Origin of the sequence: Brenneria populi, assembly GCF_036016195.1 — a bacterium.
Lineage (GTDB): Bacteria > Pseudomonadota > Gammaproteobacteria > Enterobacterales > Enterobacteriaceae > Brenneria > Brenneria populi.
The window spans coordinates 249,831-269,325 of sequence record NZ_JAYWTM010000004.1; the positions used below are offsets into that span (position 1 = coordinate 249,831).

Annotated in this window: 23 protein-coding genes and 8 tRNA genes; 8 read left to right on the forward strand and 23 right to left on the reverse strand. The window is 53.2% G+C overall.

From position 1 onward, the window contains the following. The first annotated feature begins 389 nt into the window (after positions 1-389). The 8 genes from VSX58_RS05885 (at position 390) to VSX58_RS05920 (ending at position 1,253) form a co-directional block, all read left to right on the forward strand. Positions 390-466, forward strand: a tRNA-Met gene (locus tag VSX58_RS05885). 7 nt (positions 467-473) lie between these two features. Then, positions 474-558 (forward strand) — tRNA-Leu (locus VSX58_RS05890). Between the two features lie 53 nt (positions 559-611). Continuing rightward, positions 612-686, forward strand: a tRNA-Gln gene (locus VSX58_RS05895). A gap of 56 nt (positions 687-742) precedes the next feature. After that, positions 743-819 (forward strand) — tRNA-Met (locus VSX58_RS05900). A 7-nt stretch (positions 820-826) separates the two neighbouring features. Further along, positions 827-911: transfer RNA gene (locus VSX58_RS05905), tRNA-Leu, on the forward strand. Between the two features lie 53 nt (positions 912-964). After that, positions 965-1,039: transfer RNA gene (locus VSX58_RS05910), tRNA-Gln, on the forward strand. Positions 1,040-1,095: 56 nt separating this feature from the next. Beyond that, positions 1,096-1,172, forward strand: a tRNA-Met gene (locus VSX58_RS05915). A 6-nt stretch (positions 1,173-1,178) separates the two neighbouring features. Then, positions 1,179-1,253: transfer RNA gene (locus VSX58_RS05920), tRNA-Gln, on the forward strand. Positions 1,254-1,414: 161 nt separating this feature from the next. Here the strand turns inward: VSX58_RS05920 and VSX58_RS05925 are convergent. The 23 genes from VSX58_RS05925 to VSX58_RS06030 all read right to left on the reverse strand — a co-directional run bounded on the left by VSX58_RS05925 (position 1,415) and on the right by VSX58_RS06030 (position 19,477). Further along, the gene (locus VSX58_RS05925; RefSeq protein WP_327617287.1) at positions 1,415-1,756 is read right to left on the reverse strand and encodes a hypothetical protein; all 342 of its coding nucleotides are present in this window, start codon (positions 1,754-1,756) and stop codon (positions 1,415-1,417) included. 667 nt (positions 1,757-2,423) lie between these two features. After that, complete coding sequence (locus tag VSX58_RS05930; protein WP_327617288.1) at positions 2,424-4,079, reverse strand: hypothetical protein; 1,656 nt, start codon at positions 4,077-4,079, stop codon at positions 2,424-2,426. 3 nt (positions 4,080-4,082) lie between these two features. After that, complete coding sequence (locus VSX58_RS05935) at positions 4,083-4,616, reverse strand: baseplate complex protein (RefSeq protein ID WP_327617289.1); 534 nt, start codon at positions 4,614-4,616, stop codon at positions 4,083-4,085. Further along, a complete protein-coding gene (locus VSX58_RS05940) occupies positions 4,588-5,310 on the reverse strand; it encodes a hypothetical protein (RefSeq protein ID WP_327617290.1) in 723 nt (240 codons plus the stop codon). The genes VSX58_RS05935 and VSX58_RS05940 overlap by 29 nt, the downstream gene beginning before the upstream one ends. Continuing rightward, positions 5,310-5,927: a tail fiber assembly protein gene (locus VSX58_RS05945; protein WP_327617291.1), complete on the reverse strand. Its 618-nt coding sequence runs from the start codon at positions 5,925-5,927 to the stop codon at positions 5,310-5,312. The genes VSX58_RS05940 and VSX58_RS05945 overlap by 1 nt, the downstream gene beginning before the upstream one ends. Then, the gene (locus VSX58_RS05950) at positions 5,927-8,416 is read right to left on the reverse strand and encodes a phage tail-collar fiber domain-containing protein (RefSeq protein ID WP_327617292.1); all 2,490 of its coding nucleotides are present in this window, start codon (positions 8,414-8,416) and stop codon (positions 5,927-5,929) included. The genes VSX58_RS05945 and VSX58_RS05950 overlap by 1 nt, the downstream gene beginning before the upstream one ends. A 7-nt stretch (positions 8,417-8,423) precedes the next feature. Continuing rightward, the gene (locus tag VSX58_RS05955) at positions 8,424-9,056 is read right to left on the reverse strand and encodes a phage tail protein (protein WP_327617293.1); all 633 of its coding nucleotides are present in this window, start codon (positions 9,054-9,056) and stop codon (positions 8,424-8,426) included. Then, the gene (locus VSX58_RS05960; RefSeq protein ID WP_327617294.1) at positions 9,049-10,233 is read right to left on the reverse strand and encodes a baseplate J/gp47 family protein; all 1,185 of its coding nucleotides are present in this window, start codon (positions 10,231-10,233) and stop codon (positions 9,049-9,051) included. Before VSX58_RS05960 ends, VSX58_RS05955 begins: the two co-directional genes overlap by 8 nt. After that, complete coding sequence (locus VSX58_RS05965) at positions 10,223-10,558, reverse strand: DUF2590 family protein (RefSeq protein WP_327617295.1); 336 nt, start codon at positions 10,556-10,558, stop codon at positions 10,223-10,225. Before VSX58_RS05965 ends, VSX58_RS05960 begins: the two co-directional genes overlap by 11 nt. Continuing rightward, positions 10,558-12,816 carry a phage tail tape measure protein gene (locus tag VSX58_RS05970; RefSeq protein WP_327617296.1) on the reverse strand — a complete coding sequence of 753 codons (2,259 nt, stop codon included), beginning with the start codon at positions 12,814-12,816 and terminating at the stop codon, positions 10,558-10,560. Before VSX58_RS05970 ends, VSX58_RS05965 begins: the two co-directional genes overlap by 1 nt. Further along, positions 12,813-12,995, reverse strand: a complete 183-nt coding sequence (locus VSX58_RS22490; RefSeq protein ID WP_390290705.1) for a DUF6890 family protein — start codon at positions 12,993-12,995, stop codon at positions 12,813-12,815. Before VSX58_RS22490 ends, VSX58_RS05970 begins: the two co-directional genes overlap by 4 nt. An 8-nt stretch (positions 12,996-13,003) precedes the next feature. After that, complete coding sequence (locus VSX58_RS05975) at positions 13,004-13,261, reverse strand: putative phage tail assembly chaperone (RefSeq protein WP_327617297.1); 258 nt, start codon at positions 13,259-13,261, stop codon at positions 13,004-13,006. Then, positions 13,258-13,437: a hypothetical protein gene (locus VSX58_RS05980; protein WP_327617298.1), complete on the reverse strand. Its 180-nt coding sequence runs from the start codon at positions 13,435-13,437 to the stop codon at positions 13,258-13,260. Before VSX58_RS05980 ends, VSX58_RS05975 begins: the two co-directional genes overlap by 4 nt. Beyond that, positions 13,394-13,750 carry a hypothetical protein gene (locus tag VSX58_RS05985; RefSeq protein WP_327617299.1) on the reverse strand — a complete coding sequence of 119 codons (357 nt, stop codon included), beginning with the start codon at positions 13,748-13,750 and terminating at the stop codon, positions 13,394-13,396. The genes VSX58_RS05980 and VSX58_RS05985 overlap by 44 nt, the downstream gene beginning before the upstream one ends. Next, complete coding sequence (locus VSX58_RS05990; protein WP_327617300.1) at positions 13,750-14,091, reverse strand: M15 family metallopeptidase; 342 nt, start codon at positions 14,089-14,091, stop codon at positions 13,750-13,752. The genes VSX58_RS05985 and VSX58_RS05990 overlap by 1 nt, the downstream gene beginning before the upstream one ends. Further along, positions 14,078-14,383 carry a phage holin family protein gene (locus tag VSX58_RS05995; protein ID WP_208228516.1) on the reverse strand — a complete coding sequence of 102 codons (306 nt, stop codon included), beginning with the start codon at positions 14,381-14,383 and terminating at the stop codon, positions 14,078-14,080. The genes VSX58_RS05990 and VSX58_RS05995 overlap by 14 nt, the downstream gene beginning before the upstream one ends. Positions 14,384-14,392: 9 nt before the next feature. Then, positions 14,393-14,848: a DUF2597 family protein gene (locus tag VSX58_RS06000; RefSeq protein WP_208228517.1), complete on the reverse strand. Its 456-nt coding sequence runs from the start codon at positions 14,846-14,848 to the stop codon at positions 14,393-14,395. Next, the gene (locus VSX58_RS06005; RefSeq protein ID WP_327617301.1) at positions 14,848-15,987 is read right to left on the reverse strand and encodes a DUF2586 domain-containing protein; all 1,140 of its coding nucleotides are present in this window, start codon (positions 15,985-15,987) and stop codon (positions 14,848-14,850) included. Before VSX58_RS06005 ends, VSX58_RS06000 begins: the two co-directional genes overlap by 1 nt. A 2-nt stretch (positions 15,988-15,989) precedes the next feature. Beyond that, entirely contained in the window at positions 15,990-16,694 is a 705-nt protein-coding gene (locus VSX58_RS06010; RefSeq protein ID WP_327617302.1) for a phage virion morphogenesis protein, read from the reverse strand. Beyond that, entirely contained in the window at positions 16,691-17,149 is a 459-nt protein-coding gene (locus tag VSX58_RS06015) for a phage tail protein (RefSeq protein WP_407654853.1), read from the reverse strand. Before VSX58_RS06015 ends, VSX58_RS06010 begins: the two co-directional genes overlap by 4 nt. Before the next feature lie 37 nt (positions 17,150-17,186). Then, complete coding sequence (locus tag VSX58_RS06020) at positions 17,187-17,639, reverse strand: head completion/stabilization protein (protein ID WP_327617303.1); 453 nt, start codon at positions 17,637-17,639, stop codon at positions 17,187-17,189. 96 nt (positions 17,640-17,735) lie between these two features. Continuing rightward, positions 17,736-18,437, reverse strand: coding sequence for a phage terminase small subunit (gene gpM / locus VSX58_RS06025; RefSeq protein WP_327617304.1), 702 nt, complete (start codon positions 18,435-18,437; stop codon positions 17,736-17,738). A 2-nt stretch (positions 18,438-18,439) separates the two neighbouring features. Then, positions 18,440-19,477 (reverse strand): phage major capsid protein, P2 family, encoded by a 1,038-nt coding sequence (locus VSX58_RS06030; RefSeq protein ID WP_327617305.1) that lies wholly within the window; start codon positions 19,475-19,477, stop codon positions 18,440-18,442. Between the last annotated feature and the right edge of the window lie 18 nt (positions 19,478-19,495).

A 19,495-nucleotide genomic window follows, 5' to 3' on the forward strand; every position in this document is an offset into this window, starting at 1 on the left:
CGTTACGTTTAATGGCAACCGGTCCGTCAGCTCGGAATCCCCGAGGCAACTACGGATGAGGCATCCCCCACGGGAACCTCCCCCCGTGTTTTCCGTGACAAAAACGCGTGCGTTTTTGAACGCCGCTGGCGGCGGCCAGCAGGGCGCGCCCGGTCAACGGGGCGAGTTATATTTAACGCTGTCAGCCATCTGCACGGAGCGTACCTGCCTGTTTTTCTTACTTTGAACTATCGGAAAAACGCGGTTTTTGACGTTTTTCTCGCCAGACTGTTCATAAGCCAAACAAACGGCACCGGGCAGGCGCTTTTCGGGAAAAAATTTGTTGACGCAATTAGGTCAACTACGCATAATGCGCCCCGCAACGCCGATGAAGGTGACGCGGAAAAGATGGCTACGTAGCTCAGCTGGTTAGAGCACAGCACTCATAATGCTGGGGTCACAGGTTCGATTCCCGTCGTAGCCACCATCTTTTTGCGGGAGTGGCGAAATTGGTAGACGCACCAGATTTAGGTTCTGGCGCCGCAAGGTGTGCGAGTTCAAGTCTCGCCTCCCGCACCATACCGTCTTCGGCTTGAAGTAGTTTTTCGAAGTTTGATAATAGTTTTAGTTATTGGGGTATCGCCAAGCGGTAAGGCACCGGTTTTTGATACCGGCATTCCCTGGTTCGAATCCAGGTACCCCAGCCAACTATTTGATGATTAAAGATATTTGTTGCAAGGCAGCAAAAAAAGCAGTAAGATTTGGCTACGTAGCTCAGCTGGTTAGAGCACAGCACTCATAATGCTGGGGTCACAGGTTCGATTCCCGTCGTAGCCACCACCTTTTTGCGGGAGTGGCGAAATTGGTAGACGCACCAGATTTAGGTTCTGGCGCCGCAAGGTGTGCGAGTTCAAGTCTCGCCTCCCGCACCATACCGTCTTCGGCTTGAAGTAGTTTTTCGAAGTTTGATAATAGTTTTAGTTATTGGGGTATCGCCAAGCGGTAAGGCACCGGTTTTTGATACCGGCATTCCCTGGTTCGAATCCAGGTACCCCAGCCAACTATTTGATGATTAAAGATATTTGTTGCAAGGCAGCAAAAAAAGCAGTAAGATTTGGCTACGTAGCTCAGCTGGTTAGAGCACAGCACTCATAATGCTGGGGTCACAGGTTCGATTCCCGTCGTAGCCACCACATTTTTGGGGTATCGCCAAGCGGTAAGGCACCGGATTCTGATTCCGGCATTCCCAGGTTCGAATCCTGGTACCCCAGCCAAATAAAGCTGGTAAAACAGCAAGATACGGGGCGACAGTCGCAAGACGCCGCCCCGTTTTCTTATGCGTGGCGACAAAGTGGCGACAGAGAAGAGGATATTAAGAGAGAAAGCCACGCGAGATAGTGACTTTCTTTCTCATGTTAAACGCTAACATGAGGTATTAAAGTTTTTTAAATCCTTTTGTCAGTTGTTTGTGAACGTGCCTTGAAACAACCCCTTCAATTGCCGCTACCTGCAAATCATGCCAGTTCTCATAAGTTGTGTTAGCTGCGATAAAATTATCCCATTCATCATCAGGGATAGCGGCGAAGTCCTCTTGTGTCTCGATCTTAAAACCGGACTTAGAAAACATATCTTCTAGAGAAGTAAAATTCGAGCACCCAGCCAAGAACTCTGAATTGATACTCTCACTTAACGTCACCTGTAAGGGATTATTTTCGAGTTCCTCTAGATTTTTCGTCATTTGAGGGATGTTACTTTTAACTGTAACTTTGCTTTTCATTGTGCCTCCGATATTTAGTGTGTAGATCATAAAAAGCATAGTAAGGCTTTTCATTTTTAGAAATAAGCTAACAACTATAATTCATTGTTTTACAGGCTTAATAAACCTTAGTTATCTTCTCCATCAAGAATCAATTCACCCAATTAACCCACGAAAAAAAATTAAAACCAAAAAAATCAATTAGATAAAAACAAACAGATCCATAAGAGATCCTAAAAACTGAAAAACACTGAAATTCCTTTCAATCTTTTCAGTTTGGTGTTTCCACCAAAACCCCAGCAGCGGCGCGGGCTGGCGTACCCGTTTGTAGAAAAATAAAACTGAAAAATTTCTCTGATCCGAAAACCGCAGGCGGGTGCGGTGTAGCGCCGATTTTGTCATGCGACCATTTATTTTGCGTGTGCGTTGGCAGCGCCTGCGGGGCGTGACGCGGTGATTGAGGTTATAGGTTCGTGATGGTGTGATATGTAGGCAGCGCGCTTTATGGGGCGTCTGAGCGCGTTTTATGACAGGCGTAAAAAAGCCCGCGCTCGGCGGGCTTGGTTTTCCCTAGTGTCATCATTATCGTTTGCAATCCAATCAAATAATGACACCGGGTTAGTTTATTTTATAAACGTTTATACAGATCGATTATGGATTATTGATCGGTTGCGTCGATCAATTGTTATCACTCCCCAATCACCGGACTGTATTTCGTTTGCAGCGCCCCTGATTTGGTGCCGGTTGCCGCAATAGCCGGAGCATTCAACGGCGTGCCGGTGTTGCTGTGGGTATGGTTGGCCGTCTCCTTAGCCAGTTCTTTTACCACGTCCAGCGTGTCTAACATCAACTGCATGACGTTGATTTGCTGGCTACCGACCCATACCACCGGGGCAATGATATCCTGACGCGCCCCGGCTATGCTGCTGCGGATCTGGCCGATTTTCTCCATCAGGCTTTGACCGACGTCTACCGTAGCCGATTTACCGATGCTGGCCACATAGCCCGCTTGCGTAGCCAGGCTATAATCCCCTTCAGCTATCTGCACAATCGCCCCGGCCAGCAATGTGGCCGTACCCAGCACCGTGGTTTTATCCGTGGCCTGGATGGTTGTTTCTCTGGCTACGATCGTGCGGCTTTCTTCGTCTGCGGTTACAACCCGTCGCATAGATGATTCACTGATTGTCTGGTCTGTCTGCCGTTCCCAGTCGCCCGCCACCGTGACACGCTGCGACACTTCCGCCCGCTGCTGCTGTAGCTGTTCCCCCGGCTTGATATCCGGCAGGCTATGCCCCTGCGCCAGCGTCTGCCGGACAAAGGGCTTATCCGGGCGACCTTCGGTAAAACTGACCTCTACCAGCGTTCCCGCAGGCGGAAACTGAAACATGCCCGATTCACCGCCCGCCATTGGCACCGGCAGCGGTACAGCGGGATAAATGGGGGTGTCTTTAGCCGGGTTGCCGTCTGCATCCAGCAGTTGCAGATCGACGGCATAACGGGGCCGGAACGGATCGGCAACGTTGCCACTAGTCACGCCTTCCGTTGGCGCTTCGACGCGGGCGAACCGTGGCAGATGAAGCCCCGCCGATAATTCCGGGTAGGCTGCATCAATCTGCCGTTGCGCCGGTGTTCGCTGTACCCGCGTTCCTGTTGCCGCACTAACGGGCGTCCAGATGATCGCAATATCATCATCCGTCAGCCTGACCGATGTAATGCGCTGATTATTGACAACTACACCGGGCCGTACAGATTGGATCAGCGGCAACGTCATACTGTTGCCCGCCGCCTGCGCCTGGCTGAATTCTGCGGGGATCTCGATGGGTTTATCTGCAAATATCGAATGTGACCAACTGCCAATATACAGACCGCCATCCGGCAGCGGTTGCCAAATATAATCATCAATGCCAAATGCCGCGCCGATGTTGGCCAGTAGTTGATAGCCGGTACCGCTATGGGTGAAATGTGGGATCGGCGTGGTGACATACTCGGCTTCCGGTAGATACACCGTTAAACCGCTGTTTTCCTCCAGCCAGGCGGCAAGTTGCTTAAGCGTGGGATGCTGAAACGAACATGGCCACATCCGTTCAAAGATCCCCGCCAGTTCACGCACAAACAGTTTTTGATAGCCATTGTCGGCGGGTTGTGAACGTTCAACATAGCCGGTAAACCAGCGCAACACACTGTCGGTATAACCCACATCCAGCCGCACCAGTTTTCCAGTGTAATCCTGATCGGTTTCGACCGTGATAAAACCACGGCCACAGGCGTTCAGTTCCAGCACCATATTGACGTTAACCAGGTGAACGGCGTCACCGGATAACATCAACCGCTTAATTGGTTTCATCCCTTACCCCAACGCGTCATTGACCGGTTTCAGCACCTTGCTTTCAAACCAGCTTAATTGTTCTTCACTCTCTGCTGAACTGCTGCCCCCTTTAACGCCCGGCGTCTGCTTTTTCGACTCCGTTTTGCTCCCGGCGCGGGTATCGCGTTTCTCTGCCACACTGATATGTTCACGTAACGTGAAGGTAACCAGCCATGCCTGTTTCCCATCCTGTTTCGGCGCGTCAATCGAGCCGGTAAAGGTAGCCAGCCGAAAATTAATGGCCTGCGCCGTATGGTTGGCCACACGGTAACGCTTAAGCTGGCCCCCTTCTTTCGCCTCAGCCATCGCCCACAGACGGGTTAATACTTTTGCATCGGTAAAGGGAATAATGCCGGATACGCGTAATTCTTTAGGCTTGATGCCCTGCTCCGCGTTCGCCGTGCTCGACGTCTGGCCAGACTGGTCTTTATCCTGGAATTGCATAGACGGGGTGACAGTAAGGCTTTTCAGCGGGATAGCTTCACCGTCAAGGGCGAGGGTAATTATCTGGCTCATGGATCATGCCTTCCAATGCATCAAGTGATTCACCCACAAACATCATGGCCGCCGTATACACGGCGGACGGCTGCGGGACGTTCTTCACCAGTTCAGCAGCGATCACGCTGCTTTGTCCTTTTCCTGTAAATACCCAGACGCGGGCGTTACCCTGCTGTAACGCGCTCAGCCCCTGGCTGATTTTCCCCAGCAGACTATTGCGAGCGGCTGTAAAGCTAGATAACTGACCTTTGATGCCATCAATACCGCTGCTGGCTGCGGCCTGCTGCTGTGCGGCAGCAATGCGCTGCGCGTTCAACGCCTGGCGATTGGTTGATACGGACAAGGGTACGACTGCGGGCAATGCCTGGCTTTTAGCGGGCAACTGCATTTTTACCCTGTCTAGCTCTGCCGCCGCCTGCGCCATTCGGGCCACCAACGTAAACGCCGGGGCTGGAAATACTGCCGTCATGGCATTTAACCGCCGCATAAAATCATCGTGGGCGGTACTACAGACCATAATCACCATGACGGTGATTTCACCCGCGGCGGCCTGTAACCGGCTGGTCAGATAGGCCACGGCATTGGCCGGGCTTAGATAATTGCCGGTAGCCGTTTTCTGGCCTACGCCATAGATCCACGGATGCACCGGCACAATAGCGCAGTTGACCGCGCCCATATTGGCCGGGAAACGGATATCGGCTTCACGCCACATTATTGCGGAGCCTCCGGCCAAACAATCTCAGGAGCCGTAGCCAAATCCACACGATTAAGCAGTACACGATAGGTTTTCCATTCGTTCAGCGTTGCGGTTTCTTCTTCCGTGGCAATACCTAACTCCACGGCGTCATTCAGTGCCTGAATACGATCATTTGCGACTGTATGCCGTGTCGATAATTCCTGCTGAGCCACCTGAATCAATGCCTGTTGCTGGGCGTCGGTATCCGTTATCCACTGAGAACCATCCCATTTATCAAACTCGGTGGCCGGAGTCAGCAAGGTTGTACCCTCTGACAGTTTACCGATATGTGTTACTGTCAGCGCTTGTCGGGTTTCAGTGTCGTAAACTATCTGGCCGCGATAATCCGGCACATGCTCCCATGATTTACCATCAGCGCTACGGCATAAAGCTTGTCCCGCGGCTGGCAGTTCTGGCGCGTCAATATAACTATCGGCAGGCAATCCCACGCCAGCCATCAGATACTCATAGCTGGCGCTCAGATACTCGCGCGTTGCAGGATGAACGTGATACACCGTTACCCAACCTGCATTCTTACTCAGGCCGTTTTCATTTAATTCGGCGGTTTTAATTTCAGTTGAATAGTTATTCATTATGCTGCTCTCACGATGTAGTTAAATGCCATGTTGCGGGGGCGGGTTTCACTTGCTGTACGGGTAACACGCGACGAATCAAAATGCGCTTTGGCACCTTTACCGCTTCTATCTGACACTGAATCATAATTAACCGTACCCAGGCCATCGAAATACAGAGCGCCAGAAGGCGGATAGTTTGCATCCGTCGCCTGATCGTCAATTACCCAGCCTGCCGTTATAGGCTGCATCGCATCACTTTGTGCTGACAATAATGCTCGCCCTGCATCGACCCCTCGCCCATCATCCCAACCACGAATAAACTCGCCGCGCAGGTCGGGAAGTTTGCCTGTCGGATAGGCCGCCGCTAATTTTGGATAGGTGGTCTTATCGAATGCCTGGCCATTGCACTTAAGCCAGCCGTTCGGCGCCGTAGCTAACGGCCACGGTAATGGGATACCTGCTAATTCACTAACGGAAATAGCGCCGACATCTGCCGCTGTGGGTTTATTGCCTGCATGATAGGCAAGGTTGCCTTTTATCCTTAGCCCATCGGCTTTTAACGACATCCATTCAGCGGCAGATGATGTAGATGCTGAATGCTCCCAGCGAAAATACTCATTGCCGTTATCGCCGGTGCGAAAATACAGATACGAATTGGTGTCTCCATCCGCATCATTCTTAAATCCAATCCTTGCGTAATCGCTATTTCTCTCCCATTGGATCGCCGAGTCGTTAGCGATCGTGACATTCCCCGTCAGCGTGCCGCCATTAGCAGGCAGCGCACCGGTATCCGCCGCGGTGGGTTTATTGTTTGGGCTGTAAACGCGCTTCCCCCCTTCTGAAATAGCGCCAACCACAAGGAGCGCGCCATCGCCATTCAGTGACGCCAGCTCTTTTAATGACTCATTATTACCATTCCAAAAAGTAAAACCGCCAACGCCACTGCCCCGGTGATTAACAAAATCCGTTCTCCCCGCGCCGTTAACCCGGTTCCAGCAAATATGCGCCCCTTGTGAGTCAGGCAATGCTGGCCCTGAAGCCGTCACTTTCAGGATGTTATTAATCGTCAACTGGCCAGATAGCGCACCACCGGATAGGGGGAGTTTTTTAGCTATCTCGTTTAATATCGTTGTGGAAAAATTCGGATCATTGCCAAGCGCTTTCGCCAGTTCCTGCAAAGTATCCAACGCGCCGGGCGATCCGTTTACTAACGCCGTAATCGCCGCTTTTACAAATGCCGTATTAGCCAGTTGTGTATCATTGGAGGCTTGATCAGCGGTTGGCGCGGTTGGCTTTCCTGTCAGTGCCGGGCTGACCAGGGAAGCGAATTTTTTCGTCGCGTCCACATCAGTCAGCGCCCCAACATCGGCGGCCGTTGGCTTATTGTTCGGGCTGTAGACGCGTTTTCCCTTTTCCAATAACGTATCAGCATCAACGTTATGCCCCATGGTCACTTCACCGGTAGCGAGGTTAATTTTAAACGGGCGTAAGGCGTTCCAACTTCCTGTTTTATCTCCTTTGTTGGTTAACAGCAGATAAAAATCCCTGCCATCGCTACGCAGAATAACGCCATAATCGCCGTTAATCAGACGCATGGCATCAGCGGACGAGAAAAGCAGTTCTCCGGTCATGGTATCGCCTGCTTTCTTTAAAAAAACTTCGTCTAACGCGGCAATGGGCGATACCTTGCGATTATCCGCAAGCTGTCCGTTAACAAGGGTGGCAATTTTCGCCACATAATGATCGTAACCTGCCGCATCCGTATAATTTTTCAGGTCAGCAGCCGCTTTAAACGTAATGCGATTCTGCCAGGCTCCCGTAGCCGTTCCCTGGCGGCTAACGTCCAACCACACCGCCGTATTGGCCGTAACCGCCAACTTTGCAGCGACATCCTGCTGTACCCGCAGCCCGCCGACATAACCAACACCCGGCGCAATGGTGGCCTGCGTTCCGGCCAGCGATACCTTAAAACCGTCATTCAAAAATGCCGCTACGCCGTAATAGTCCTGCATGGCCAGCCGGTGCGCTTCATCCATGCTGAACAGACGCGCGGAAAAATCGACCTGCCACGTCTGCGCCGATACGTTGATTTGCGTCGCTTCCGCTGCGCCATCAAACTGCATCGACAGGTTGCGCGTTAAGCTATTACCCTGCTGGCCGTTCTGCGTTTTCAGCTTCTGCTGGGTACGCACATGGACAATCATCAATACCGTGTTGGTTTTGCTATCTACCAGACCGATCCAGTTGTACTCCCAATCGCCAACCGTGGTATCCAACACCACCGAATACACCACCGCATTATCATTGAGTACGCCCGACTGCGTGATATTTGCCGTATGTTTAATGGTTGCTGCCGCTGGCATTCTCTCGTCACGGTTTACCGGTTTGTTTTCATCCTGATTGGGGATCAGAGCAAAAACCACCTTATCCGGCACGGCGGGCAAGCCGTCTAAAATCTTGCTGACATTCCACGCTTCAAAGGCGCGGGTTACTGCACTCTGTGCCATACGTCCCTCACAAACTGGCTGTATAAAATTCCGTTGATGCCGTAAATCCCGGCGCGCCGACTAACTGACTACCTGTAATCAAGCCGTGTGATACCACTGCACTAGCCGTGTGATAGGCCGAATCATGACCAAATTCACCGGCATGGCTCCTGACCGATACCGCGTTCAACACATCAAAACCGTAACGGCGGCAGGTACGGCCATATTGACGGATAAGACTCATCATCAATGCGTTGTAGGTACTCAATTGCTCATCGTTGATGCGCACCAATATCACATCCCAGTCGTACCCCGCCTGGCGCTCTTTTAACCGCACGTCGCCAATATCCAGCCGCTGGAAAATGGCGATAAAACCCGCCACGCTGCCCGCATCTTTCGCGTTGATAAACGCATACTTCACCCGCTTGCGGTACAGGCTAAGCGGCTCCCCGTTAAACCGTTCGATATCCCGCTGATAGGCCAGCACGTTAAGCAACGGCACCGGACAGGTTTCCGCGTCCAATTGCTGCAACGGCCAGCGCATCCAGTCATTCACCTGTTGCCAATACCCTTTACCGGCGCGGAGTAATTTGGCCGGTTCGCCTTTATCCATCCATGACGGCAGGCGTAAGCTATCCAATTGCTGTTTAAATTCAGGCATCCCGGATCACCACTGTTAACGTTTTCAGACGCGGAATGTTTAACGCGCTGACGATATCGCCCAGGGAAAATGTCACAGAATCGATCAGGGCGAATTCCCGATGTAGCTCACGCCCCAGATTGGAGAAAGAGAAACGGGCATACGGCCATGTTTTTTTCACGTCATACTCGCTGTTTTCGCGGAATGCACAGCGCACCAGATTTTCACACCCCGTACGCAGCGCGGTTAATTCGTCCGCCGTCACGTTGGCCGGATTGTTTACATACAGCGTGACGGTTAAATCATGCTGCGTTTCCGGCATGGCCATACACTGCATATCATCACCGTGGCCGTGATGCCCCTGCGCGGTGATGTAGTCATTAACCGCCGTAATAAACGGGGTTGAAATCACGCCGGAATCCAATAAAAGATAGGCGTTAGCCGTTCCCGGCCCGCGTGGCGCATCGTGCAAAAAGAAAATACGGTCGATGCTCAGCCCCGCGACGGCCGCAATCATGCTGCGGTATACCGCATCGGTGTGATAGTTGCCGACCAGGTTGTACTGGTTGCGGCAACGATCGCGCAGGTCGTCATCGGCTTCCTGATCCGCGCCTGGCGTCAGCAGCCAGTTTTCTTCGTTTTCCGCCCGATCAATGCCAGTCACGGCCACAGGCAAAATACGGTAGTAACCTGGTGCCAGATTGAACGCGCCGCCGTCACCGGTTGCCGACACCGGCACTAACCCGCTGGCGCTGCCTGCGGGGATCGCGGTATCAGCCGTGACGCGCAAGCTATAGACCTGACCATTAATGCGCTCGGTCTGGATCACCGTTCCAGCAGGCACCAATACCGCCGCACCGGCATTCGACTTGATAAACCGGATCGCTCCGCTCGCTGCCGTGGCTGGTTTACGAACAACATTTACGCCCCAGGCGAACAGCTCCAGAAACGCGCCTGTTGCTGTGGCCAGAAACATATTGGCCAGCACGACATTAATCAGGACGCCTTTCAGCCACAGCACCGGCGTGGTGACAATCACGTTAATCAACCGCCAGAACGGCGACATACGCGACGTGTTGGTGATCAACCCTTCCGCCTTGACCTGCGTCTGAAACTGTTCCGTTATGGCGTCGGTCGTGACCGGCATTCCAGCATCAATCAATACCTGCTCATAATCAATCTGCGGTTTAGTCGTCATAATCAGCACTCACCTGAATACGGCCAAAATCATAGGTCTCTGCGGTGATCCATAACCGTGTTTGCGTTTCTTCGCTCAGTACAACCGTGCCGGGAATAATGCGTTCATCATCTTCAATGAGAATAATAATTTGCGTCATAATATCGGCGCGTAATGTTGGGCTACGTTCAGCGATTAGCTTTGTCGTTAGCCCGCTTTCAATAATGGCGTGTACACAATCCTGCCCGATGCTAACGCGGTTATTGCACACAATGGGTTCATGACCGGTATTTAAATTAAAATCACGATTTGTAATTAATAAGTCGATATATTTCGCTTCATCCATTAGCGCAACTCTTCCCACTCGCTTAATTGTTCCGGCGTCATGCCTTTATCCGTATGAATAACCACGCTGCCAAAATGTTTACTGTTATCGGTATAGGACTTACTACTGTTATTGATTTCTTTATTTATTCCCCCGCGCTCTATACCTTTTAATTTTCCACCGGTTAATAACTCATTATTACCTGGCTTAATGCTCGCGGGCATGACCGGTTCTTTTAAGGGGGCCGGCATCACAGTGACATGGGATACCGGAGCCGGTAGCGCTGGCATATTGACTATCGGGGCGGACGCAGCCGGTAATGCCGTAACCAGCGCACCAGTTATCGCCGTGGGTGTTGGTGCAACTGGCTGCGGTACGGCAGGGACTAATTCAGCCGGACGTGCAATATGATTAGAATAGGATGAACCTACAGTAACTGCTGGCGCACTCCCCGTCTGCCCCGGTGTTGTGGTCACAGACTCAGCAGGCCGTGAAACACTGACGGGCGCGGAACTGGCGGGCATATCAATATTCACGCCTGGAATGTGATTAAGCTTTTCAATAATCCAGCCGTAAGTGCTGGAAAACGAACTCAGCAGGCCATCCCATAGACCGTTAAATAGCTCACCGATGCCGGAAACCATATTCCCCATTGCGTCCATCAGCGAAAAATTACTGATAAATTCAACGACGCTATTCCAGCCTTCAACAACAGATGCCCATACGGATGAGAATATTTCCCCCACCCATTGCACGATTGCTGCCAGCGTTTTAAACGCCTCGATCTGCATCACCGCCGCGACGATCTGATCCCAATGCTGGTACAGCAGATAACAACCTGCGGCCAGCGCGGCCACCGCAGCAATAACCAGTAAAACCGGCCACAGCGCAAAGTTAAACGCTACTCCAGTTAAAACGGTGGCCATACGCACCGCCAGCAGCACACCGCGTAATAGGCGCATCGTCGCTGACCAGGCTATTACCGCCTTGTTATACAGCCAGATAACCGCGATATGAATTTTCATCACCGCCGTTAATCCAGCCCATAATCCTTTCAGGCCGATCATGATGAACGATGATACCCCCATCACGATGTTAACCACGGCCCCAGCCGCAGCCAAACTGAGCACGGCCAGCACGGCATAACCGATCACCTTAGCAATGTTGGGGAACAACGTTTGCCACCTGAGCAATGTCTGACCGGCATCCGCCATCTTATTGATCAGCGGATACAGCACCGGCAACAGTGTGGCCCCCATTGCCGCGCGTATGGCGTACCAGACCGCAACCAGACGATCCCAGGGGTTCGCCATTTTTTCCGCCATTTCCGTGGCGCGTTTCATGCCGTCGCTGCTGCCCAGTTCAGTAATATGCCGCTGCAATACGCCTACGTTGCCGTAAAGTTGTTTTATCACCGCAGAGCCGCCGCCAAAGGCCTCATCCAGTTCCCTCTGTGCTTTCAGGTTCCCTTCAATGCTGGCCCCGTACTTACCGTGCAATTTTTCCAGCATTTGCGGCATAGACAGCATCTTGCCGGTAGCATCGGTGAAGTTTAGCCCCAGTTTTTCAGCGCCCTCTGCGGCTCCGGTCAGAAAGGATTCATACGAGCCGCTGGCCTCACTGCCTAATGTGCGCTGTAACTCGCCCAGCACGGCCATTTGTTCATCCATGCCTATGCCGAAATTGGTACCCGCGCCTTTTGAGCCTTCCATCAAATCCTTGATAGCGGCCATTTCGGTGCCAAATGCCTGGCGCATATAGGCGGCTTTCCCGGCAACCCGTTCCGCAAAATCCACATTCCCCAGCGCCTGGGCATCGGTGCGGAAATTGGCAAACATCTGGCCCATGAATTCCGTGGTTTCCGCTGACGTGGTTTTCAGCGCTGCCGCCACCGTGTTGGTGATAGTCGTCATGCGCGGCAGTTCGCCGTCAGATAACCCACCGACTGACGATTTAATCATCTCTGTGGACTGCACAAACTCCAGCGCTGATTTACCGTATTGGACACTGTATTTCAGGCCATTTTCTGCAACCTGCTTTAGCGTGGCGTCACTCACGCCCTGGGCCGATGCAGACAACAGCGCATCATTCATTTCAATAGCTGGGGCTAGCGCATCACGGATCGCCAGACCGGTGGCAAACAGCCCCGCGCCACCGATCGCAATCCGTTTGAATGCCGCCTGTGATTTTTCCGCAAAGCCGGTCACTGACGATTGCGCCTGTTTAATCGGGCGCGTCAGTTTATCGATCAGGCTTAAGGTAAAATCCAGTTGCTTCATGAGTCGCCTTTAAATGCCAGCGTAATACCGTTTCCCACAGCAATACGCATTTTTTCCCAGTAAGAATTATCCAGCCAGACGGCGCGGGCTAAATTATCGGTATCGTCCGGCTCATGCGGTAAATAATGCCGCCGCAGGGTTAAAGCCTGTTCGATAAAATTATTGTCAATGGCCCGCAACCGTTCGGTTAGTTTTTTACTTCAATATCCAGTTTGGGCGCATAGTGAGTATTTACCGCCTCGGTAATTTGCAAAGCGGCACCCGGCAATTTTAATAACTCGTCCAAATCGGCTTTACTTTCCGCGCTGGCAATACGGCGTAAATAAGTCACTGCCGGGGCAATTTTATTATCCATTGCCATTTCATTAATCAGGCCGTTATACGCAACCGTATTCGGCTCAAACGTTAATTCCTTTCCTGCGATAGTTAATATAATCTTGCTCATGGCAACTGTTCCCTTTGATTTATTTCATCCACTAACTGATTATGCCGGGCGGCACAATCGGCATATATTTCCGGCCAGCCCGTTAATGGCATGGCGGCATCGGTGCCGGTATTCCCCGTTAAGCGCGGTAAATTAATGACCGGGCATTTCTTTTTCAGGTTTTCCTGATAATGCACGTTCGGTTCTTTCAACACTGGCGTTGTACAGGCTGACAAATTCATCAGACAGACACACGTTAGTAAAAACCGGCTTAACGATCTCCCGGTAAATTTCCTTGTTTGGCGCATTACGTATCGCCTCCAATTGGCTTTCCAGCTTCTGCCCTGATTGGCTGGCGACGGTCTGCATCGCCTGGCGGGATTGCTCACCGGCTGCGTTGGCGGCATTGGTGACGACAAGCTCTACGCTATCGCGCTGCCAGTTGGCCACCTGCCAACCTGCGGCAAAAACGCCGACCAGCACGACGACAACCAACCAGTGCTTATTCATCAGCGCACCCCGTTATGTTCCAGGCTAAAGTGATTGCCGTCCGGGCGCGATTTAAAGCGCCCGCCCCAACTGCCGCCCAGCGATTCCCAGTATTCCCCCAGCGGCAAATAAGCCTCGGTCTGCGTCTGGTACTCCCCGTTGATAAACAGGTTTAAATCAACCGCCAGCCGCTGCGTATGCAGACTGTTGGCAATCCCTGCGCCGCTTTTTGCGTTCAGCTTCGCCTGTTCCGGCGTGCGGTAGGCTTCGCCAAAAGTCAGCCGATAGCCACGCTCCCCCGCCCAGGCGATTAGCTGGGCAATCAACTGGGCAAAAAGCTGCTGTTTCTCACTTAACGTCATGTTTTCCCTTGCTCCCTGTTAACAAACTGCTTCCCCGACGCCGTAGCCAGATTTCAACCGCCTGGTGACCGGCAACCCCAAACGCCGCCCCCAACCCGGTGATCGCCAGCGGCGATAATCCTGGTATCCAAATCAGCACAGCCCCCGCAGCCATTGACGTAGCGGCCCCCAAAATAACCCGGCCAATAAACAGGCGGGGCGTGATCTTTTCATCACTGGCCAATACCTGCCCAGCGGCGATAACGCCCCCAAGCGTCAGCAGCCACAACACATACTTTTCATATTCCTGCATGGGGTTTCCTTACCCGATAAGTTTTTCCGTCAGTTCCGATTCCAGATACGGAATGCCGTTGATACGCACAAAATCCGGGCTGGTCACCACGTACTTGATTTTGTGCGTCACTACGCTGCCGCCCTTCGGATCGTTGTCCAGAATGTCGCTCACAATCAGCTTGCAGCCGAACGCCTCCACCTTGATTTCTTCATTACCGGCTTTGGCATACCACATCAAATCAACTGGCTCGATACCGCGCCACGACCCCGCGCTACGCGCTTTGGCGGTCACGATAGCCAGGCTTTTGGTACTGAGTTCCATTTCCCCTTCTGCCGCCACATCACCCGACACATAACCATCGGGAACACCCTGCGTCTGGGCGGCGGCGGTATTATCCGTAATGCTCAGGCCAACTTTTTCAACATGAACCAGATCGCCATCCATATTGAAATCAAACGACTGGCCGGAAATCCGTTTCGTCATTATTCACTCTCCAGCGATTGATCCAGAATCAGGCTTACCGTGATGCCTTTCGGGCATTCATAGGTACGCACCGTAATATAAATTTCCACTTTGGTTTTGGTTCGCCAGGTGATCGCTACGTCGCCATCCTGCGGCGGCTTGACCTCGCCGGGGAACGTTATGCCGTTAATCTGGCTGCTGCGGGACATTTCGCGCAGTGTCTTGGCAAAATACGCCTGGTGCGCGGCAATGCTGCCCGGTGTGCTGTTCAAACTACGATCGGCAATCTTGGCAATGGCCTGAAGTCGCACCCGCCGCGCCGCCTTATCGACAATGCGCAGGTTTTCAATAGCCTGGTAATCGCCGCCTTCCACGTCCAACGTGCGACCATCCGACCAGTAATAACCGTCATAGTCCGGGTACCACATCGGGACGCTGTAACGCTGGGCTTCCAGTGCCTGCAAGGTGGCCAGTTCTAACAGCGAACCGGTTGCATCAACCGGCAGATCGGTTGCGCCCATTTCCAGCAATGCGCCGGTCTGCACCCGCGCCGGGCTATCGGCAATGGTCACCGCCCGGTTGCACAGACGGCCAGCCAATACGCCCGGCTCATTGCCCCACAGTCGAGGCACCAATTGAACGGATGGAACCGCCGCACCCTCCTGCAAGGCGCTAAGGCGCAACAGATAACCCGCCCAATCTTCCCCAGCCTGTACGCCATCTACTGCCAGAATAAACCACGTCCAGCGGCCAAATTTGGCGATCAACTCCGCCCGCAGACTGGCCGCAGCCTGGATCGTGTCTTTGGTCGCGCCCAATGTCAGGACAACCCCTTCCACGCTGGCAACACGCTGCGCGGCTTTTACGGCTTCCGTCCAAACCTGATCGATACCTTCGACGGGCAGATCTTTAGGCAGGACACAGATAAAGCCGCTCCAATTCTGACCGGCGTTTAACATCGCCGCATTTACCGTGCGTTTCAGCACCGAATCCGCCGCGCCCAGCAACACATCCAGATCGCTTTGGGTGTTTACCGGCACGGTTTTGGCCACCTTGTCCTTGCCCGTTCCCGCGCCGACGAACAGCACCACCCGTTCGATCTCGTTGGTTTCGCCCTGTAGCTGGTTAACCTGGTTAACCTGTACCGTTGGCCAACTCATACCTACCCCTTGATATCCTGCGCTTTCACGTTCCAGCCAAAGCCGATCGCCTGTAGCTGACGTGCCAGCGCCTTGTTAAATTCATCATCGTTCATGCCCAAAAACGGACGGGCGGGAACATCCACTGTCCAGGCGGCTTTTGCTGCCTTACCGCTTAATTTCTTAATCAGTAAGCCGGCCTGATCGAAACGCAGAGTTTCTTCAATTTCCTTATACGGCGGCTTACGCCATCGGGTACCGCGTTTCACTTTGTACCCTAACGCCCGTAGCTTCCTTGCCTGACGCCGTGTGGCCATCCGTTTGGGATCGGACTTGCCACGCTGAACCTGTGAACGCTTGACGGAAACACGCATACCGTTTTGCTGACTAAATCCCACCACACCCGCAGGTACTGGCGTACTGCCGTTTCGGTACCCACCGCCTTGCATGTAAACCTGCACAGCATCAATTTCAGGCATTTCACGGATATGCAGCAACTTAGGCAGATTGCGCAGCATCTTGCCGCGCCGCTTTCCCTTACGTTTTTCCCAGGCTTCCCCGTCCGGAGCTTGTTGCTGGCGAACATGCCGACCAGCAGCATTAATCACCCCGTACTTAGCCAATCGCCACAGCAGGCGCTGGCGTTTTTTGGGCGGAAAATTCAGCTTTTGCAGCGCCTGACGTAATTCCTTAAGCTGTGATTTACTCAGTTCACCGTTGATAATCATGCGGGCTGACCGATTACCGCGCCGGTTTCATCCGCGCCAAAGATTTGCCCTTCCGTGGCAAACCAGATTTCAGGATCGGCCAGCCGATAACGCTTGCCATCAAAGGGGATGATCCCTTTTGCATCCTCAATAATGGCCAGCGATTCAGCCAGCTTGAGCGTCACCATCACCACCGCCGTTTTCTGGTCGATAACATCGATATCCAGCGTCGGTAATTCCATATCCAGCCCGGCATCCATAAAGGGCTGTTCATCCTGATTGGTCTGCCAGACCAGCAGCAGCGCACATAAATTACGCGGATCACATTCCCGGTAAGGAAAACGCTCCCAGCTCAGCACCGCATCAAACTGCATGACCGCCAGTTGATACTGTCCCTCGCCCAAATCCCGCTGGGCGGGGATAAAACTCACCTCATCCATGAGGCTGTCAAATCCCTGCATCACACGTTCAGGCAAACTTTTCCTGATAAACCTGGTAATGCATCCAACTGGCTCATACCTGCCTCACCGTGGCGCGTTTTAGCCCTTTCATACGGCGGATAACGATCGCCGCCTCCGCCAGCAGTCCCTTGCATGTTTCATCTCCATCCTGTCCCGGATGAGACTCGCGGCGGCCAATGGTGACGAACTCACCGATCAGATCGGCTTTCGCTCTGGCAAACACCGCTTTTTGATACTGCGCACACAACAGATTTTTTCCGTCCAGGCTCACGCCTGGCACGGCGCTGGCCATTCCATAGCCGCTATCCCTGTGTTGCTGTTCAACGCGGAGTAAATCGGCGTTGACCTCACCGGCTGCGGTCAACAACGCCTGTGCCACCGTTCCGGCGTCAATATCTGCCGGGATGGTGCGCTGCGCTTGAAAATCGCGCAGGTTCAGATCCGGCCAAAATCCATTGTTGGCTAGTACCGCATCCTGATAATCAACCGGTGTTCCACTAAACATAAATCCCCCGTAAAAGGCGGGCTGACCGGCTTCCACGGCACATCACACAAAATGTGTATTGCCTCAGCCGCGCCCGCCTGGCTTGCGGTAGTCGTTTTAATGCTTCTGCAATGACCGGATACGGGCGGCGATGGTTTTACGCATCGTGCCAACACCGACCTTGCGGTGATATTTCTCAGCCTGGGCCAGCAGTAAATCCGCTTTCTCAAGCAGCGCTACATCATCCGATGCCGTCGCCCTCGGCTGCCCATGATCGTCACGCAACAGCAACAACCCGGCGAACTTGAACCACTTAGCGGTAATCTCCTCATGCAGCCGCCAATTTTCCACCACGTTGTTAAACGTGCGGGAGAAATACGGCTCCACGCTCTGCCCGCTATCTGCGGTCTGCTCCGCCCATTCCAGCACCGTATCCGCCACGAACGCGGCAAAACTGCGCTTGATGTTGTCCGGGGTGCGCTGTCCCTGCGCAATGGCGATATCCGCCCAGTCCAACGCCTGATCAAACTCGTCAACGTCAAACAGCCAGACGATGCAGTATGCAAAGATGGGATGTTGGTACACCTCGCCGCTGTCCAGATAGGCCCGAACCGTAGGCAACCAGCGCGGCAGCAGTTCCCGCCGCTTCATCTCCACCCGGTCACGGATCATGGGTTGGCTTTTCAACCGTTCAATGTCATTTTCCAACGCCCGGATCTGTAGATGCAGGCTATGCCCGCCTGTAATGGGCTGGCAGCGTGATAGCTGCTGTTCAGCCTGTAACCGGGCGTTATGACGTTGAGCGGGTGAAAGCGCCATGATTACGCCCCGTCACCGGCAGGCGGGTTTTCTGGCTCTGGTACCGTGCCGATAGTGACCGCTGATTCATCGATCGCCGCGTACAGTTCCGGGTATTCCACAGCGTAGCCTTCGTTACGCAGGTATTTGTTTTCGTACTGTTTGCGGTCTTCCACGAACTCGGCTTTACGCTGGCGCGTATTGCGCTGGGTATAGATATGCAGGTTGCTAAGCGTGGTCACCACCATGCGCTTGCCGGGCATAAAGGGCGGGACAATGGCATGACGTCCGGCGATCGTACTGTCCAGCATCTGCGCGGCGATCTTCTCAGTGGGCCGATCGGCTTTCTGGAACAGGCGGTATTGCTCCGCCGCCACCAGGTCAGCGCCGACCAACACCACCAAACGCGGATCGCTGCGGTATTGCTGCGGGATCTTGGTATTGATAAGGTCGGATGCCATCGCATCCAGCGACTTGTAATCACCGTTTTCATCCAGCGTCACCGCATCAGTGATGATCTGCTGGCCTTTTTTGAAGGTCTTGACCAACGCATGCCAGCCAATATTGACGTCTTCGCCGTTCGGGTTTTTATCCGGATCGGTCGATTTGGCCACAGACGTGCCGTTAAAGCCGATGCGCAGCATATCCAGCGCAAACGCCTGATTAGAGAACGCCTGTACCTTCTGGAAAAACTCGTTTTCTCCACCGGCATTCGCCCAAACAGACAGCAGATCCCACGGCAGCGCCGCGCAAGAATCCGTCTCGACCAGTTTGTACTCGTTCCCCTCCACGCCGACGCCGCGAATAAAACGCCCACCCTGTTTACGCCCGGTATGCAGCGCAGAGCTACCAACAGACACCACCTGACCGGAAAGCTGATCCACGTCTGCCACGGTAATCATGGAAAGAAAATCCACCGATTCCAGCAGCGCATCACGCAGTTGCGTTTCTTTCGGATCGGAGAGCGCAAAATAACGGGATACATCCGGCACCCCATGCGCCTCTGACAGAGCGGCGGCAAACGACGTTAAATAGTCACGCGCCCGCTGATTTAAAAACATAGAAATCCCTCTCGCTTA

What these genes read in the sequence shown, in the direction of transcription:
- VSX58_RS05955 (WP_327617293.1), bottom strand. Translation starts at nt 9,056, where the DNA reads ATGCCTGAATTTAAACAGCAATTGGATAGCTTACGCCTGCCGTCATGG.
- VSX58_RS05990 (WP_327617300.1), bottom strand. Translation starts at nt 14,091, where the DNA reads ATGACGTTAAGTGAGAAACAGCAGCTTTTTGCCCAGTTGATTGCCCAG.
- VSX58_RS05925 (WP_327617287.1), bottom strand. Translation starts at nt 1,756, where the DNA reads ATGAAAAGCAAAGTTACAGTTAAAAGTAACATCCCTCAAATGACGAAA.
- VSX58_RS05930 (WP_327617288.1), bottom strand. Translation starts at nt 4,079, where the DNA reads ATGAAACCAATTAAGCGGTTGATGTTATCCGGTGACGCCGTTCACCTG.
- VSX58_RS06005 (WP_327617301.1), bottom strand. Translation starts at nt 15,987, where the DNA reads ATGAGTTGGCCAACGGTACAGGTTAACCAGGTTAACCAGCTACAGGGC.
- VSX58_RS05965 (WP_327617295.1), bottom strand. Translation starts at nt 10,558, where the DNA reads ATGGATGAAGCGAAATATATCGACTTATTAATTACAAATCGTGATTTT.
- VSX58_RS05985 (WP_327617299.1), bottom strand. Translation starts at nt 13,750, where the DNA reads ATGAATAAGCACTGGTTGGTTGTCGTCGTGCTGGTCGGCGTTTTTGCC.
- VSX58_RS06030 (WP_327617305.1), bottom strand. Translation starts at nt 19,477, where the DNA reads ATGTTTTTAAATCAGCGGGCGCGTGACTATTTAACGTCGTTTGCCGCC.
- VSX58_RS05995 (WP_208228516.1), bottom strand. Translation starts at nt 14,383, where the DNA reads ATGCAGGAATATGAAAAGTATGTGTTGTGGCTGCTGACGCTTGGGGGC.
- gpM (WP_327617304.1), bottom strand. Translation starts at nt 18,437, where the DNA reads ATGGCGCTTTCACCCGCTCAACGTCATAACGCCCGGTTACAGGCTGAA.
- VSX58_RS06010 (WP_327617302.1), bottom strand. Translation starts at nt 16,694, where the DNA reads ATGATTATCAACGGTGAACTGAGTAAATCACAGCTTAAGGAATTACGT.
- VSX58_RS06000 (WP_208228517.1), bottom strand. Translation starts at nt 14,848, where the DNA reads ATGACGAAACGGATTTCCGGCCAGTCGTTTGATTTCAATATGGATGGC.
- VSX58_RS06020 (WP_327617303.1), bottom strand. Translation starts at nt 17,639, where the DNA reads ATGTTTAGTGGAACACCGGTTGATTATCAGGATGCGGTACTAGCCAAC.
- VSX58_RS05940 (WP_327617290.1), bottom strand. Translation starts at nt 5,310, where the DNA reads ATGTGGCGTGAAGCCGATATCCGTTTCCCGGCCAATATGGGCGCGGTC.
- VSX58_RS05935 (WP_327617289.1), bottom strand. Translation starts at nt 4,616, where the DNA reads ATGAGCCAGATAATTACCCTCGCCCTTGACGGTGAAGCTATCCCGCTG.
- VSX58_RS05970 (WP_327617296.1), bottom strand. Translation starts at nt 12,816, where the DNA reads ATGAAGCAACTGGATTTTACCTTAAGCCTGATCGATAAACTGACGCGC.
- VSX58_RS05945 (WP_327617291.1), bottom strand. Translation starts at nt 5,927, where the DNA reads ATGAATAACTATTCAACTGAAATTAAAACCGCCGAATTAAATGAAAAC.
- VSX58_RS05975 (WP_327617297.1), bottom strand. Translation starts at nt 13,261, where the DNA reads ATGAGCAAGATTATATTAACTATCGCAGGAAAGGAATTAACGTTTGAG.
- VSX58_RS05960 (WP_327617294.1), bottom strand. Translation starts at nt 10,233, where the DNA reads ATGACGACTAAACCGCAGATTGATTATGAGCAGGTATTGATTGATGCT.
- VSX58_RS05950 (WP_327617292.1), bottom strand. Translation starts at nt 8,416, where the DNA reads ATGGCACAGAGTGCAGTAACCCGCGCCTTTGAAGCGTGGAATGTCAGC.